Source organism: Polynucleobacter sp. Fuers-14 (assembly GCF_018882045.1).
GTDB lineage: Bacteria > Pseudomonadota > Gammaproteobacteria > Burkholderiales > Burkholderiaceae > Polynucleobacter.
In genome coordinates this window covers 131,094-147,824 of the sequence record NZ_JACVPG010000011.1, presented here as the reverse complement: position 1 = coordinate 147,824, position 16,731 = coordinate 131,094, and the positions used below count along the sequence as shown (strand labels likewise).

The 16,731-nt window shown below is 46.8% G+C and carries 11 protein-coding genes and 1 pseudogene; 5 read left to right on the top strand and 7 right to left on the bottom strand.

Annotated elements, in window-relative coordinates:
• Window positions 1–61: 61 nt before the first annotated feature.
• From ubiE to ICN40_RS07815, 3 genes are read right to left on the bottom strand one after another with little or no spacing between them, the layout of a single operon-like run.
• Window positions 62–805: a bifunctional demethylmenaquinone methyltransferase/2-methoxy-6-polyprenyl-1,4-benzoquinol methylase UbiE gene (gene ubiE, locus ICN40_RS07825; RefSeq protein WP_072582714.1), complete on the bottom strand. Its 744-nt coding sequence runs from the start codon at window positions 803–805 to the stop codon at window positions 62–64.
• The gene (locus ICN40_RS07820; RefSeq protein ID WP_216243251.1) at window positions 805–1,203 is read right to left on the bottom strand and encodes a gamma-butyrobetaine hydroxylase-like domain-containing protein; all 399 of its coding nucleotides are present in this window, start codon (window positions 1,201–1,203) and stop codon (window positions 805–807) included. The genes ubiE and ICN40_RS07820 overlap by 1 nt, the downstream gene beginning before the upstream one ends.
• Window positions 1,203–5,042, bottom strand: a complete 3,840-nt coding sequence (locus ICN40_RS07815) for an FAD/FMN-binding oxidoreductase (protein WP_216243249.1) — start codon at window positions 5,040–5,042, stop codon at window positions 1,203–1,205. The genes ICN40_RS07820 and ICN40_RS07815 overlap by 1 nt, the downstream gene beginning before the upstream one ends.
• 134 nt (window positions 5,043–5,176) lie before the next feature.
• Between ICN40_RS07815 and ilvA the strand changes: the two genes are divergently transcribed.
• From ilvA to queF, 3 genes are read left to right on the top strand one after another with little or no spacing between them, the layout of a single operon-like run.
• Window positions 5,177–6,697 (top strand): threonine ammonia-lyase, biosynthetic, encoded by a 1,521-nt coding sequence (gene ilvA, locus ICN40_RS07810; RefSeq protein WP_216243247.1) that lies wholly within the window; start codon window positions 5,177–5,179, stop codon window positions 6,695–6,697.
• A gap of 12 nt (window positions 6,698–6,709) precedes the next feature.
• Complete coding sequence (locus tag ICN40_RS07805; RefSeq protein ID WP_215362217.1) at window positions 6,710–7,618, top strand: 5'-nucleotidase; 909 nt, start codon at window positions 6,710–6,712, stop codon at window positions 7,616–7,618.
• A 39-nt stretch (window positions 7,619–7,657) separates the two neighbouring features.
• Complete coding sequence (queF, locus tag ICN40_RS07800) at window positions 7,658–8,485, top strand: NADPH-dependent 7-cyano-7-deazaguanine reductase QueF (RefSeq protein WP_216243245.1); 828 nt, start codon at window positions 7,658–7,660, stop codon at window positions 8,483–8,485.
• Window positions 8,486–8,493: 8 nt separating this feature from the next.
• Here the strand turns inward: queF and ICN40_RS07795 are convergent, their stop codons facing one another.
• From ICN40_RS07795 to ICN40_RS07785, 3 genes are all read right to left on the bottom strand, one after another.
• Complete coding sequence (locus tag ICN40_RS07795) at window positions 8,494–9,729, bottom strand: hypothetical protein (RefSeq protein WP_216243242.1); 1,236 nt, start codon at window positions 9,727–9,729, stop codon at window positions 8,494–8,496.
• A gap of 138 nt (window positions 9,730–9,867) precedes the next feature.
• Window positions 9,868–10,323 (bottom strand): single-stranded DNA-binding protein, encoded by a 456-nt coding sequence (gene ssb / locus ICN40_RS07790; RefSeq protein ID WP_072582708.1) that lies wholly within the window; start codon window positions 10,321–10,323, stop codon window positions 9,868–9,870.
• 81 nt (window positions 10,324–10,404) lie between these two features.
• Window positions 10,405–11,589 (bottom strand): MFS transporter, encoded by a 1,185-nt coding sequence (locus tag ICN40_RS07785; RefSeq protein ID WP_216243241.1) that lies wholly within the window; start codon window positions 11,587–11,589, stop codon window positions 10,405–10,407.
• 37 nt (window positions 11,590–11,626) lie between these two features.
• Here ICN40_RS07785 and uvrA point away from each other — a divergent pair, with 37 nt between their 5' ends.
• On the top strand, window positions 11,627–14,524 hold the full coding sequence (gene uvrA / locus ICN40_RS07780) for an excinuclease ABC subunit UvrA (protein WP_216243239.1): 2,898 nt from the start codon (window positions 11,627–11,629) through the stop codon (window positions 14,522–14,524).
• 14 nt (window positions 14,525–14,538) lie between these two features.
• Here the strand turns inward: uvrA and ICN40_RS07775 are convergent, their stop codons facing one another.
• Window positions 14,539–16,521, bottom strand: coding sequence for a monovalent cation:proton antiporter family protein (locus ICN40_RS07775; RefSeq protein ID WP_216243237.1), 1,983 nt, complete (start codon window positions 16,519–16,521; stop codon window positions 14,539–14,541).
• Between the two features lie 11 nt (window positions 16,522–16,532).
• On the opposite strand from ICN40_RS07775, the pseudogene ICN40_RS11730 reads away from it, so the two are divergent.
• Window positions 16,533–16,731, top strand: a pseudogene (locus tag ICN40_RS11730) (KpsF/GutQ family sugar-phosphate isomerase); the annotation flags it as partial.

The window sequence follows — 16,731 nt, the reverse complement described above, 5'->3', positions numbered from 1 at the left end:
TACCCCTTCTGATAACTACTCAACTTCTTTAGTTTTTAAGACTTTAAAAACTATACGACTATTAGTATTTAATACCAATATGTAAGGCAACGATACCCCCAGTCATCCTGTGGGTTTCCACTTCATCAAAACCAACCCCCAACATCATTTCTTTAAGGGTTTCTGCATCGGGATGCATGCGAATCGATTCAGCTAAATAGCGATAGCTTTCTGAATCTTGTGCAATCTTCTCACCCAACCAAGGCAAAACCTTAAATGAATAAGTGTCATATACGGGTTGCAAAAAGGCATCAGGCTTAGAGAACTCCAATACCAAAACACGGCCACCAGGTTTGATCACACGGCACATTTCACCTAAAGCGATCTCTTTATGTGTCATGTTACGCAAACCAAAGGCAACGGTCACCACGTCAAAATGATTATTCGGAAAAGGAATTTTTTCGGCATCAAACTGAACGCAAGGCAAAGCCATACCGCGATCCAATAGGCGGTCACGCCCCACACCCAACATAGAAGCATTGATATCACTTAACCAAACTTGAGCATCTGGGTTGCGTCCCCAATCAGCCGCTTTTGCGAAAGCCGCGGCGAGATCGCCAGTACCGCCAGCAATGTCCAAGATCTTTTGGCCAGGACGAACATTTGCACGAGCAATCGTCACTTTTTTCCAAACACGATGCAGGCCGAATGACATCAGGTCATTCATAACGTCGTACTTGCTGGCTACCGAATGAAAAACCTCGGCAACCTTGCCGGCTTTTTCAGCTTCATCAACACTTTGATACCCGAAGTGCGTTTTACTCATTAGTGACTTCCACAAGAATGGCCTGATGCACTGCCTGCTTGTGTCATCGGTGTATCGCGGTCTAAGCCAGCAGCGGCCAATTTATCTAAATGCTCTTTCCATAACTGCTCCTGGTTCTCACACAGAAACAATAAGTAATCCCAGGTAAACAAGCCAGAGTCATGCCCATCCGAAAAGCTGGGCTTGAGTGCATAGTGCCCAACAGGTTCAATATTGGCGATCAAAACATCACGCTTACCCGTCTGCAATGTTTCCTGCCCAGGCCCATGGCCCTGAACTTCGGCGGAAGGAGATAAAACCCTTAACAATTCAAAAGGCAGGCGATAAGTCTTGTCACCCTCATAAGAGAGCTCCAAGACCTTGGATTGCTGATGTACAACGATATTGCTCGGAATCATTAAACGAGGACCCTCTCAATACCACCTTGGTTAGCCTTTGCTACATAGTCCTGCATCCAGTCTTTACCAAGTAGCTTCTGAGCCATTTCAACAACAATGTAATCGGCTGTAGTGTCGCTATCTGCATCAAAACGTGTCAGACCTTGTAAGCATGATGGGCAACTAGTTAACACTTTGACTTCGCCAGTGAAATCATCTTTGCGCAATTCAGTCGCCGCTTTTTCCATCTCAATCTGTTTGCGGAAACGCACTTGAGTAGAAATATCAGGACGTGTGACGGCTAATGTGCCAGATTCACCGCAGCAACGATCATTCTTCGCAATCGCCTTACCATCTTCGAGTTGAATTAACTCATTCACCGTCTTCAAAGGGTCTTGTAACTTCATTGGAGAGTGGCAAGGATCGTGATACATATACTTCACACCCGTTACGCCAGAGAGCTTAACGCCCTTCTCTGCCAAGAACTCATGAATATCAATAATGCGGCAGCCAGGGAAAATCTGTTCGAACTGGTAGCCAGCTAACTGGTCATAACAAGTGCCACAAGAAACAACCACGGTCTTGATATCCAAGTAATTGAGGGTATTGGCAACACGATGGAATAACACACGGTTATCCGTGATCATCTTCTCTGCTTTATCAAAGTCGCCATTACCACGCTGTGGGTAGCCGCAACAGAGATAGCCTGGTGGCAGAACCGTTTGAACACCTACATTCCACAACATCGCCTGAGTAGCCAAACCAACCTGAGAGAACAAGCGCTCAGATCCGCAACCCGGGAAGTAGAACACCGCCTCAGTATCTGCAGAAGTTGTCTTAGGATCACGAATAATTGGAACGTAGTTCGCATCCTCAATATCCAACAAAGCACGCGCCGTTTTCTTGGGTAGATTGCCAGGCATCTTCTTATTTACAAAAAAGATCACCTGCTCTTTAACGCTCGGCTTTCCTACTGTTGCAGGCGGATGGGCAGTTTGTTTTTTCGCAAACTTCCGTAAGACATCATTACCCAGGCGTTGCAACTTATAACCCCAACCGATCATCGTCTTGCGAGCAAGATTAATCGATTCTGGGCTGGTGGCATTCAAGAAGAACATGGATGCTGCTGTCCCAGGATTAAAGCGCTGCTGTCCCATCTTACGCAAAAGATTACGCATGTTCATGGTCACGTCGCCAAAGTCGATATTGACCGGACATGGAGTTAAGCACTTATGGCAAACCGTGCAATGCGCTGCGACATCATCAAACATTTCCCAATGGCGAATCGAAACACCACGTCGAGTTTGCTCTTCATATAGGAAGGCTTCAATCAAAAGTGATGTTGCGAGGATTTTGTCGCGTGGGCTATAAAGCAGGTTTGCACGTGGTACATGGGTTGAGCAAACAGGTTTACATTTGCCGCAACGTAAACAATCTTTTACGCTATCAGCAATAGCACCAATATCGCTTTGCTGCATGATGATTGACTCATGGCCCATCAAACCAAAGCTAGGCGTGTAGGCTATGCTCAGATCAGCATGTGGCATCAACTTGCCTTTATTAAAGCGGCCTTCTGGATCAACGCGATTCTTATAGCTGCGGAAATCTTTGAGTTCAGCTTCTGTTAAATACTCTAATTTAGTAATACCAATACCATGCTCACCAGAAATCACACCGTCTAATGAGCGGGCTAATTTCATGATCCGATCTACGGCGCGATGCGCATCTTGCAACATCTCGTAGTCATCCGAGTTCACCGGGATATTGGTATGAACGTTGCCATCGCCAGCATGCATGTGCAACGCGACGAATACGCGCTTACGCAACACGTTTTTGTGAATTGCTTCTAGCTCGGCCAGAATCTGCTCAAATGCCAAACCACCAAAAATGATGCGCAACTCTGAGCGCACTTCCTCTTTCCATGAAGCGCGCAGACTGTAATCCTGCAGTCGCGGAAAATAAGAGTCCATCTCAATGAGCCACTCAGCCCAACGCCCACGGACCTTGGCAATAAGCTCTAAGGCTTGCTGAACACGATCTCCCAAGATTTCTGCTGTAGGGATCTCATACTCAGCATCACTCTTACCTAGCGGTAATGCGCTCTTTTTCAAGAAAGTCTCAAGACCATCGAGTACTTGCAACTTGTTCTTGAGAGAGAGCTCAATATTGATGCGATCGATACCGTCGGTGTACTCACCCATACGTGGCAAAGGAATCACGACGTCTTCATTAATCTTGAAAGCATTGGTATGACGGGCAATCGCAGCTGTGCGGGCACGATCGAGCCAGAACTTCTTACGAGCCTCAGCGCTGACTGCAACAAAACCTTCGCCAACACGTAAGTTCGCCATCCGCACTACTTCACTAGTAGCTGCAGCAACGGCTTCTTCATCATCGCCAGCAATATCGCCAATCAATACCATCTTCGGCAAGCTATTGCGCTTTGATTTAGTTGAATAACCCACCGCTCTTAAATAGCGATCGTCCAAGTGCTCGAGACCGGCCAAGATTGGGCCACCTTGCTTGCTTAAGCCATCTAAGTATGCTTTGATCTCCACAATACTGGGGATCGCTTCTCGCGCTTGACCAAAAAACTCCAAGCAAACCGTGCGCATAAATTTAGGCATGCGATGCAATACCCAAGTTGCGCTAGTAATCAAACCATCACAACCTTCTTTTTGCACACCAGGTAAACCTGATAAAAATTTATCAGTAACGTCTTTACCTAAACCTTCTTTGCGGAAACGTCTGCCTTCAACTTCTAATAATTCTGTTTTTAGAATGCGCTGACCTGGCTCGCTATTGCCATCAGACCAAGTGAGCTGAAAACGGACCGTTGCCACGTCATGGATCTTGCCCATATTGTGTTCAAGACGCTCGACATCCAACCAATTGCCTTGCGGATCCACCATGCGCCAGCTAGCCAGATTATCTAAAGCTGTTCCCCAAAGAACCGCCTTTTTACCACCAGCATTCATGGCAATATTGCCGCCAATGCAGCTTGCATCGGCAGAAGTAGGATCAACCGCAAACACAAGACCAGCATGCTCTGCAGCATCAGATACGCGACGGGTCACAACGCCTGCGCCAGTAAAGATGGTAGATACTTCGCGATCTAAGCCTGGTAGTTTTTTAGCTTTTACACCGTCAATATCTTGCAACTTCTCAGTGTTAATGACTGCCGACATTGCATACAGCGGAATAGCGCCACCGGTATAACCAGTACCACCTCCACGAGGAATGATCGTGAGACCTAATTCAATACAAGCTTTAACTAAACCGGGAATCTCTGATTCGTAATCAGGCTTTAGAACAACCAGCGGAAACTCAACACGCCAGTCTGTTGCATCCGTAACGTGAGCGGCGCGAGACACACCATCAAAACAAATATTGTCTGCAGCAGTGTGGCGGCCTAACTCCTTACGGGCACGCTTACGAATCACTTCAACTTCTTTAAATCCGTTTTCGAAATTTTCGATTGCGCGATAAGCGGCACTTAATAGAATTTCCACTTGGTCAGCAGAATCACCACTATTACGCTTCTTGACTTCGCCCAAGCGATGCCAGAGCGCATCAATTAATTGTTTGCGGCGATTGGGGCTGTCCAGCAAATCATCTTGTAAGAAAGGGTTGCGCTGAACTACCCAAATATCACCCAGAATTTCAAACAGCATGCGAGCGGAACGACCTGTACGGCGAACGCCACGCAAGTTGTTGAGAACATGCCATGACTCCTCGCCCAATAGGCGAATCACAATCTCTCGATCAGAAAAGGAGGTGTAGTTGTAGGGAATTTCGCGAAGACGGGGGGAGCCCGCCTCAGCATCCAACAACTGGTTCAAAGCTAATGGTGCGTTCATAGCGACATATTTGATAAATAAGCATTTTAATTGAGTGAACCTGATAGTGGCAGGATTCCGAGAAAGTTGCTCCCCAAAGGGATAAACCCTTGCAAATCTAAGGGCTTAGGAGCCATCCGTGGTACGCTCATCGGATGGCAACGAACTATTTAAAGAAAATTTTATCGGCTCGCGTCTATGACGTAGCCAGAGAAACCGAACTTCAGCTCGCCCCAGAACTGACTAAGCGTTTGGGCAACCAGGTCTTACTCAAAAGAGAAGATAACCAGCCGGTTTTCTCCTTCAAACTCCGTGGCGCCTACAACAAAATGACCCATTTACCCCCAGAAGCCCTAAAACGCGGGGTTATTACAGCTTCTGCAGGCAATCATGCCCAAGGTGTAGCCCTTTCGGCCGCCAAAATGAAGTGCAAAGCCGTCATCGTGATGCCGGTCACGACCCCTAGCGTCAAAATTGATGCAGTCAAGGCCAGAGGCGGATCCTGGGTAGAAATCATCCTTCATGGTGAATCCTATAACGATGCCTTTAAACATTCTGAGATTCTCGGCAAAAAACGGGGCTTAACTTTTGTCCACCCTTTTGATGATCCAGATGTCATTGCGGGTCAAGGAACGATTGCCCACGAAATTTTTACTCAATACGAAAAGCCGATTGATGCAGTCTTTGTCGCGATAGGTGGCGGCGGCCTGATCTCCGGTATTGGTGAATACATCAAAGCCGTTAGCCCTAAAACAAAAGTGATCGGCGTTCAAGCCTCTGACTCTGATGCCATGAATCAATCACTCAAAGCGAATAAACGGATTGAGTTGAAAGATGTTGGTTTGTTTTCTGATGGTACTGCTGTGAAATTGGTTGGCAAAGAAACATTTCGTATCTGCAAGAAAGTAGTGGACGAAATCGTCACTGTCGATACAGATGAAATCTGTGCAGCTATCAATGATGTGTTTACCGACACCCGCAGCATTCTTGAGCCTGCTGGTGCACTCGCCATTGCGGGCATGAAGAAGTATGTCGAGAAAAAACGTATCAAGAAGAAAACCTTAGTGGCTGTGGCTTGCGGGGCCAACATGAACTTTAGTCGCCTACGCTTTGTGGCTGAGCGCGCAGACGTTGGTGAGTTCCGCGAAGCAGTATTTGCAGTCACTATTCCTGAAGAACGTGGCTCCTTTAAACGCTTCTGCGAATTACTCGGCAAACGTAACGTGACTGAATTTAACTATCGTATTGGCGATCAAAGTGAAGCCCATATTTTTGTTGGCATCAGCACACAAAAATCCGGTGACAGCGAAGCGATTGCAAAGCATTTCCGCAAAGCCAAGTTTGCAACGATTGATCTCACGCATGATGAGCTAGCAAAATCGCATTTACGTCATATGGTTGGCGGGCATTCTGCACTGGCTAAAGATGAATTGCTCTATCGCTTTGAGTTCCCAGAGCGCCCAGGTGCTTTGATGAAGTTCTTAACCAGCATGGCCCCTAACTGGAATATCAGTTTGTTCCACTATCGCAATCACGGAGCCGACTATGGCCGCATTCTGATTGGTATTCAAGTACCGAAAAATGAGCAGAAGAAATTCCAAAGCTTCTTGGCAACCCTAGGCTATCCACACTGGGATGAGACTAACAATCCCGCCTATCGCCTGTTCCTGAAATAAGTCCAATCTCAAATGTCATACACACTCACCGGAAAACTCGTCGTCGCGATCTCTTCGCGCGCCCTGTTTGATTTCGAGGAAGAAAATCGCATCTTCGAGTCAACCGATGACAGCGCTTATATGAAGTTGCAGTTAGAGCGCCTCAGTGAGGCCGCTCAAAAAGGGGTGGCATTCCCCTTGGTCAAGAAACTCCTCGCTTTTAATGATGAGGGTGAGCAACGTGTCGAAGTGGTCATTCTTTCTCGCAACGATCCGGTCAGCGGTCTGCGTGTATTCCGTTCAGCCGAGCATCATGGTCTACATCTTGAGCGTGGCGTATTTACAAGAGGTAGGCCTCCGTATCATTACTTGCGCTCCCTACATGCCAATCTCTTCTTGTCTGCAAATGAAGATGATGTGCGAGCAACGATTGATGCAGGCTTTCCTGCCGCTCGTGTGTATCCAGAGTCCAGCAAAACCGCCGAGTCCCATCCTAATGAAATCCGCATCGCGTTTGACGGAGACGCAGTTCTTTTCTCCGATGAAGCCGAACAAGTCTTCCAGAAAAAAGGTCTTGAAGCCTTTGTGGATCACGAAAGTAAGAAGGTCGATATTCCCTTGCCTCCCGGCCCATTCAAACCTTTGCTAGAAGCCCTACACAGACTGCAACGCTCCACTAGTGAAAACGGTATGCGCATTCGGACAGCATTAGTTACAGCACGCTCTGCACCTGCCCATGAACGAGCTATTCGTACACTGATGGCGTGGGGCATTGATGTAGATGAAGCGATGTTCTTAGGCGGCCTCTCGAAGAGCGAGTTCTTACGAGAATTCGAACCAGACTTTTTCTTTGATGATCAAACGGGTCACTGCCAATCAGCAGCCTCTGTAGCGCCCACAGGCCATGTTGTATCCGGCGTCTCGAACAAGCCTAAAAGCTAAAAATATCCCGAATCAAAACGAAAAGAAATAAAGTCATTCATGGCAACAATCCCCCTCGGACAATCAACGCAATACCCAGACCAATATGATCCGAGTGTGCTGTTTCCCATCCCCAGATCTGAGAACAGAAAAAAGCTAGGCCTTAAAGAAGGGCAAGACTTACCCTTTGTCGGTGTTGATATTTGGAATGCTTTTGAACTAAGCTGGCTTAATCCAAAAGGTAAACCGCAGATTGCTTTGGCAGAGTTTCAGATTCCTGCGGACTCACCAAACATGATTGAGTCTAAATCTTTCAAGCTTTATCTCAACAGTCTTAACAGCGCACGCTTTGAGGATGAGAATGAAGTTAAAGAGCGACTCATTACTGACTTATCTGCAGTTGCTGGCAGCAAGATCACCACCCGCATCAACCTAACAGAGGCAGTCTCAAAAAAAGGGATGCAAGAAATGGGTGGCATTTTGATGGACAGATTAGATATTGAAGTAGACCCAAACCTACCCGCAGACCCAGGCCTACTTGGCGTCAATGAATCATTTGGTCCAATAGAGCAGTGTCTTGTCTCGCATCTCCTTAAATCCAATTGCCCAGTTACCGGTCAACCAGACTGGGCGAGCGTGCAAATTCGTTACCAAGGCAGGCCGATCCTTGAAGAGGGTTTATTACGCTATCTCATTGGCTTTAGGCAGTTAGGTGAGTTCCACGAGCATTGCGTGGAAACCATCTTTACTGACATCAAGCGTCAGTGCAAACCAGAGAAACTATCTGTCTATGCGCGCTACACAAGACGCGGCGGCTTAGATATCAATCCATTCCGCACAGACTACAACTCCCCTTGGCCAGAAAACATTCGACACGCACGTCAATAAGTCAAAACTTAAGGCGTCGTAGTCTGGATGCTTACTTGTGCGGGCTTGCCATATATCTTTTCCAGATTTGTATGAATACTTGGGGCCTGAGAAAAGCAGCTTTTCACTAAAGCTGGGTTCAAGTACCAGCCTGCATCCCCTTTTGCCTCATCAATAAATGACTTCATCACAATTGCACTGTCAACGTCATCAAGACCTGCTGACTTCAATTTCGATAAGGCAATGGAGCAGGCGCGAGTGAGATCGGCCCCCTCCACTTTTGTCACTTGCTGCAAAAGACTTGGCGCTGAACTATTTAAGAGTTGCATAAAGTTTTGACTAGAACCAGGCACCTGGAAATTTAAAATATAATCTGATGACAGGTTTTCACGGGTAGCCAAATCCACAATGTTCGCCACGGTTGGATAGAAGATGCTTCTGAAGTATTGAACCTCTAACTTCACTGTAAACATTAATTGCTTATCTGCTTTGGGATCTTTTTGTAGTTGCTGAATTTGTTTATCCGTCAGACTACTTACGCTTTGATCAATCTTGTATACAGGGATTTGCACTGCGCTAATTCCTCGACGCAACTCTGACCAGCTAAATGTCACGGGCACTTTTGCATCAATCATTCCCTGCAAAAGACTATTGGCTTTTTTCTGGGTATCGCTCATCACTGAATTACCAACAGTCGCTGAAATACCCCCAATCGCCGCTGCTGATCCGCCTGTTGCCACCATTGCCGCTGCGCCGAGAAGTAATTTTGCAGAACCCACAAAGTCTTGATTGGAATCATTCGAGCTTCTGACATTCAGGACCAAAGATAGATTTCCTGGATTAAATACTGAGTAAGCACCAAGACTGGTGATTGGCACTATCTGCAATGGTGTAGTGCTCAGAGAAGAGCACTCAGAGCCACTATCTCTACCATCAAAAGTCCCAATTGGAATGTCTACTTTATCAAGCTTACTCTTAAACCCATAGGTAACAACCGATAGAACAAGCTGAGTTTTATCCGATCCCCAGAAACTACGACTAGCCATCTGCGTGCATGTATTAACTGGAATCACTTCAGAAGTAATTGTTAGGTAGCCGTCATTGCCCCGGCCTTCTTGCAACCATTCGGGGGAATCTCCTTTAACAAAGGAAGGATTCATATCCGGAAAGAAGAAGGGGGCACCATAAGATAAGCTAGGCATGATGGCCGCAAGCACTACTGTGCATAGCAAAAATACTAACTGCCTTATTCCTCTGATATTCATATGGTTATTTTAAGGTCAATAGTGAATGTTAGATTTACATGCACCCAAGAATCCTGATTACATAAAAGAAAACCCCAATAACTAATTGGGGTTTTCTTGATTTTTAGTAAAAACTACTTACTAGGCATTCTGAAATTATCAAAACGGAATATCGTCGTCCATTGCACCCAATGATGCAGCGTTTGATGGTGCTGGGGCAGACTGCTCAGCCGGCTTTGAACGGCTGTAGCTCTCGCCGCCATCACCGCTTCCGCCTACTGGCTTGCCACCAAGCATTTGCATTGTTTCTGCAACGATTTCTGTGGAATACTTTTCTTGGCCACTAGCGTCAGTCCATTTGCGTGTACGCAAACGACCTTCAACATAAACCTGTGAACCTTTTTTGAGGTACTGACCAGCGATTTCTGCAAGCTTGCCAAAGAATGCAACACGGTGCCATTCTGTGGTTTCTTTCATTTCGTTAGTTTGTTTGTCTTTGTAGCGATCAGATGTTGCTACTGAGATGTTTGTCACTGCGTCGCCGCTTGGCATGTAACGCGTCTCTGGATCACGTCCTACGTTACCTACGATGATGACCTTATTTACCGAAGCCATGTTGTCTCCCGAAGAAAAATACTACTGTTATTACTGCTAAAAAATAAACTGCTCGCTTTAATTTAATCAATGAAGCTGCGGTTATGTCGTTGTGCTTACATCCTTAGAATCTGTTGCTCTCGTTGGCATTTCACCCATCGACCAAGCAATTATAAGCCAGCAAACCAAGAGTGCTGCGCCCATGGCAAAGACCGATAAATCACCATGGCTATCCATCAAATAACCCCCAATGACCGCCCCTGAGAACAAACCAATCGATTGCGTAGTGTTGTAAACGCCTAATGCAGTGCCCTTGGATTCTTTAGCAAAACGAGACACCAAAGAAGGCTGTAAGGCTTCGAGCAGATTGAAGCCTACAAAATAAACCAGCAATGCAGTTGCAATCGTCAACACTGAATTGGCTTGCGTAAAAATCAATTCTGCAACCAGCAACAAAACAATTGCGACTAACAAAATGGTTCTTAACTTCTGCTTCTTTTCGCCGTAAATAATTGCGGGCGCCATGAAGACAAAAGACAGTAGCACGACAGGAAGATAAATTTCCCAGTGTGAAGAAAGTGGTAATCCTGCCTGCACTAACAATCTAGGAACTACTAAGAACATCGCAACTTGAGTTGCATGTAATACAAATACACCGAGATTCAAGCGCATCAAGTCCGGACGAAAGAAAACTTCTTTCAATGAAGCCTGTTGAACTTTTGCTTCAGGCGCACTCGTTGGCAAAACGTAATAAGTGACAAACATCGCAATCACACCCAAGACTGCTAGAACGATAAAAATTCCACTCAGACTAATCGCTCGATAAATCGGTGCAGCAATGACTAAGGACAGCGCAAATGAAAGGGCAATACTGCCGCCTACCAATGCCATAGCTCGAGTGCGCACCTGCTCGCGAGTCAAATCTGCTACCCAGGCAGAAATCGCTGCTGAGACGGCACCAGCCCCCATAATCCCGCGGCCAATCGCAATCCAGAGCAAATCATCTTTGGCAGCACAAATTAAGGCTCCGGCCACAAACAGGGATAGACCCCATAAAACAACGGGTTTACGCCCAATTCGGTCCGATAAACGGCCTAAAGGGATGTAAAAACAGGCCTGAATAATATTAAAGATTCCGAGAGTCAAGCCGACCCAAAGTGCGTGCTCACCACCCGGCAAGCCACGCGCATGGAGGCTAAAGATGGGCAATAGCAAGAATAGGCCCAGCATACGGAGGCCAAATATGCCTGCTAAGGCCAGAGTGGAGCGAAGTTCAGAAGGATTCATGGGAAAGAGCTATATTAACAAGTTACGCTAAAAAATCATGAATAACGAAATCAAGATCCGCGGTGCCCGCACCCACAACCTCAAAAACATCAATCTAGACATCCCTAGAGAGAAACTCGTCGTCCTTACTGGCTTATCTGGCTCAGGCAAAAGCTCATTGGCTTTTGACACTCTTTATGCAGAAGGCCAACGCCGCTACGTAGAATCTCTCTCAGCTTATGCCCGCCAGTTTTTGCAACTCATGGAAAAGCCAGATGTCGATACGATTGAAGGGCTGTCTCCAGCGATATCGATTGAACAAAAAGCCACTAGCCACAATCCCCGCTCGACCGTTGGTACCGTCACCGAAATTCATGATTACTTGCGTTTGTTATTTGCCCGCGCAGGCACGCCGCATTGCCCAGACCATGATCTACCTTTAGAAGCACAAAGTGTTTCTCAAATGGTAGATACCGTACTCTCGATGCCTGAAGATACGAAGTTGATGATTTTGGCTCCCGTCGTCAGCGAACGCAAAGGTGAATTCGTTGATCTCTTTCAAGACCTGCAGGCACAAGGCTTTGTGCGCTTCCGTGTGCGCTCTGGTGGTGGCACAGCAAACGTAGCGAAAGCCGAGATTTTTGAAGTGGATCAATTACCGACTCTCAAAAAGAATGATAAGCATTCGATTGAAGTGGTGGTTGACCGCATCAAGGTACGTCCCGATATTCAGCAACGTTTGGCAGAATCTTTTGAGACAGCCTTGCGTTTGGCGGATGGCAAAGCCATGATCGTCGATATGGATACTGGCAAAGAGATGATTTTCTCCAGCAAGTTTGCTTGCCCAGTTTGCTCATACTCCTTACAAGAATTAGAGCCGCGCCTCTTCTCCTTTAATAACCCAATGGGTGCCTGCCCTTCATGCGATGGACTTGGACACCAATCCTTCTTTGATCCAAAGCGTATCGTTGCGCACCCTGATTTATCGCTCGCTTCAGGCGCTATTAAAGGCTGGGATCGCCGCAATCAGTTCTACTTCAAACTCCTTCAGACCCTGGCTAAGCATGGCGGCTTTGATGTGGAGAAGCCATTTGAGACGCTCAACAAAAAGCAGCAAGATCTGATTCTCTTGGGATCTGGTGATGTCACTATTCCTTTCGAGTACATCAATGAGCGTGGTAAGAACAGCATTCGCGAACACGCTTTCGAAGGCATTGTTGCCAACTTTGAAAGACGCTATCGCGAAACCGATTCCATGACAGTTCGTGAAGAATTATCACGCTATCAAAATGTTCAAACCTGCCCAGAATGTAACGGCAGCCGTTTACGCAAAGAAGCGCGCTTTGTCAAAGTGGGTGAGAAGAAACAATCGCGTGCCATCTATGAAATTAGTGCCCTACCACTCAAAGAGGCCAAAGAATATTTTGAAACACTGGAACTCAAAGGCGCTAAACGAGAAATCGCTGACAAGATCGTCAAAGAGATTGGCGCACGTTTGCGCTTCTTAAATGACGTAGGCTTGGACTACCTTTCCCTCGAGCGTAGTGCCGACACTCTTTCTGGTGGAGAAGCCCAACGCATTCGCCTTGCAAGCCAGATTGGCTCTGGCTTAACGGGGGTAATGTATGTATTGGATGAGCCCTCTATTGGCCTGCATCAACGCGATAACGATCGACTGATTGGCACCCTGAAGCACCTGCGTGATTTAGGCAATAGTGTTTTAGTCGTTGAGCATGATGAAGATATGATTCGCGCCTCTGACTGGGTTATTGATATCGGTCCTGGTGCTGGTGTTCATGGTGGTGAAGTAGTGGCTCAAGGCACGCCTGCCGAAGTAGAAGCAAACCCAAATTCCTTAACAGGCGCTTACCTTGCCGGCCGTGAAGCAATCGCGGTTCCAGAAAAACGTATTCCTGTAAATGATCGCTTTTTAGAAATCATTGGTGCGCGCGGCAATAACTTGCAATCTGTTCATGCAAAGATTCCCGTTGGTTTGTTAACTTGCGTGACTGGTGTATCAGGTTCTGGTAAATCCACCTTAATTAACGACACCTTGCATCATGCAGTTGCTCAGCACCTCTATGGTTCTAATGCAGAGCCTGCTGCGCACGATGCAATGAAGGGTTTAGAGCATTTCGATAAAGTCATTAGTGTTGACCAATCCCCGATTGGTAGAACGCCGCGCTCTAACCCTGCTACCTACACGGGACTATTTACCCCGATTAGAGAACTCTTCGCAGGCGTTCCTGCATCACGTGAACGGGGCTATGAAGCAGGTCGCTTCTCCTTTAACGTGAAGGGCGGTCGCTGTGATTCTTGTGAGGGTGATGGCGTCCTCAAAGTAGAGATGCACTTCCTACCAGATGTCTATGTTCCTTGTGACGTTTGTCACGGCAAGCGCTACAACCGTGAGACTTTAGATATTCGCTACAAGGGTAAGAATATTCATGAAGTACTCTCGATGACAATCGAACAAGCCCATGAGTTCTTTGAAGCGGTACCCGTTGTTAAGCGCAAACTCAAAACATTGCTGGACGTAGGCCTGGGCTATGTGAAGCTTGGACAAAGTGCAACTACTTTATCCGGCGGTGAAGCACAACGCGTAAAACTCTCCCTTGAACTCTCCAAGCGTGACACCGGCAGAACCTTATACATCTTGGATGAGCCAACTACTGGTTTGCATTTCCACGATATTCAGTTGTTGCTAACTGTGATTCAAACACTCAAGAAACAAGGCAATACGATTGTCATCATTGAGCACAACCTTGATGTGATTAAGACTGCGGATTGGATTATTGACTTAGGGCCTAAGGGCGGCGCCGGTGGTGGGCAAATCATTGCTACCGGCACACCAGAAGACGTCGCGAAAAATGAATTGAGTTTTACAGGTCATTACTTAGCACCTTTGCTAACTCGCAAAGCGCCTACTCCTGTAGCCAGCAAAAAGAAAAAGTAATACGTCAAAAGATCTCAGAGTAATTTAGCTTCAGCCAAATCGGTTGCCTCTGAATTGCCTGAGATCACTAAAATGTCGTTGGCCTCAAGCCTGAGATCCGGAATGGGGTCCAACTTCACATAATCTGCGTTTCGACCCTTGCGACGTACTGCCTGAACATTGACGCCTTCTTTCTCTAGGTCAAGCTCGCCTAAAGCTTTACCAATCGCTTTTGACTGGGGTAGCAGCGTAATGGCATGTAAACGCCAAGATTCATTGGAGCCAAAGTCATCGTCCGCAGATCCCCGGAAGTAGCCCCTCAATAGGCTGTAGCGCTCCTCCCTTGCTGTTGTGATGCGTCGTACTACCTTACGCATTGGCACACCCATAATCAATAGAACATGGGAGGCAATCATTAAGCTACCTTCAATGAGTTCGGGCACGACCTCAGTAGCTCCAGCTGCCTGCAACTTGGCGATATCCGCATCATCTCTAGTACGCACCAATACCGTCATACCAGGACGTAAGCGCTCTACCTGACGCAAGACTCGCATACTTGCTGCGGTATCGGCATAAGTAATCACGACCGCCTTTGCCCTTGAAAGGCCAGCAGCTACTAAATAGTTTTCACGACTAGCGTCGCCATAAACCACATTATCTCCAGCAGCCGCAGCCTCTTTAACGCGATCAGGATCTAAATCCAAAGCAATGTATGGAATTTTTTCTTGATCAAGCATGCGGGCCAAACTTTGACCTGAACGACCGAAGCCACAAATGACCACATGGTTTTCATTACGAACACTCTTGGAAGCAACACGAGTTAATGCAAGCGATTGCAGCAACCATTCGTTACTGGCAAAACGCATCGCAATGCGATCGCTATATTCAATCAGAAATGGTGCGCAGAACATGGAGATCAACATCGCTGCCAATACTGCTTGACTCAAGGTGGGATCAATTAGATCCAGGCCATCAATTTGATTGAGCAAGACAAAGCCGAATTCACCTGCTTGAGCTAAGCACAAGCCTGTTCTAATAGAGATGCCAGGACTAGAGCCAAAGCCCCGTGATAGCAAAGCAATAAGGCCAAACTTGAAGATGAGTGGGCCAACGAGTAAAACCAAAACCAATAACCACTGCTCACGAATGACGTTGAAATCGAGCAACATGCCAATCGTCACAAAGAAGAGGCCGAGCAAAACATCGCGAAACGGCTTGATATCCTCTTCCACTTGATGGCGGTAAGGCGTTTCAGAAATCAACATGCCAGCTAAGAACGCACCAAGCGCTAGCGACAAACCAAAGTGCTCGGTAAGCGCCGCCATACCCAAAACAATCAACAATAGATTGAGCATGAACAACTCTTGTGAGCGCAATTTAGCAACCAACTTAAACCAATGGCTCATCAAGCTTTGGCCAATGAAGAAAATCAATACCAAGGCGATGGTGATTTTGATAGACGCTGCAGTTAACGCAACGAACAAATCGGAAGGATTTTTCCCGAGCGATGGTAATAGGATCAACAGGAAGACCACTGCTAAATCCTGGAATAACAAAATACCCACGACATTGCGACCATGCTCTGTCTCTAATTCAGCGCGATCAGAAATCAGCTTGGTCACAATTGCAGTTGATGACATTGCCAGCGCACCACCTAAGGCGATCGCAGCATGCCAAGAGATGGGATAAATCCAATTCATTAGCAAACTGGCGGGGATTGCTAAAAGCATTGTCAGAATGACTTGGCTGCCACCAAGGCCAAATACGATCGATCGCATTGCCCTTAATTTATGCAGGTTGAATTCCAAGCCAATCGAGAACATCAAGAAAACCACGCCAAATTCAGCCAAATACTTCACTGTGGCTGAATCATTCGCCAAGCCCAGGGCATTAGGCCCAATCAGCACGCCAATGGCCAAATAGCCCAAAATGGGGGGTAAGCCAAAATAGCGGAAAATAACCACTCCGGCCACACCCGAGGCCAGGAGAATGAGGGTTAATTGAAGGACTGACGGCATATACTTACTTGATGATAGCTAAGACTCGTGAACGTACCCTAAAGCTTGCGCGCGACACCCTCACTATTGAGGCTGCTGCACTGCAAACTATGCGTGATCGCCTTGAGGGCGCTAATGCTGATGCCCTCGTCCTGGCGGTTGAGCTTTTACATGGCTGCAAAGGCAGAATCGTAGTTTCTGGAATCGGCAAATCAGGTCATATTGCCCGCA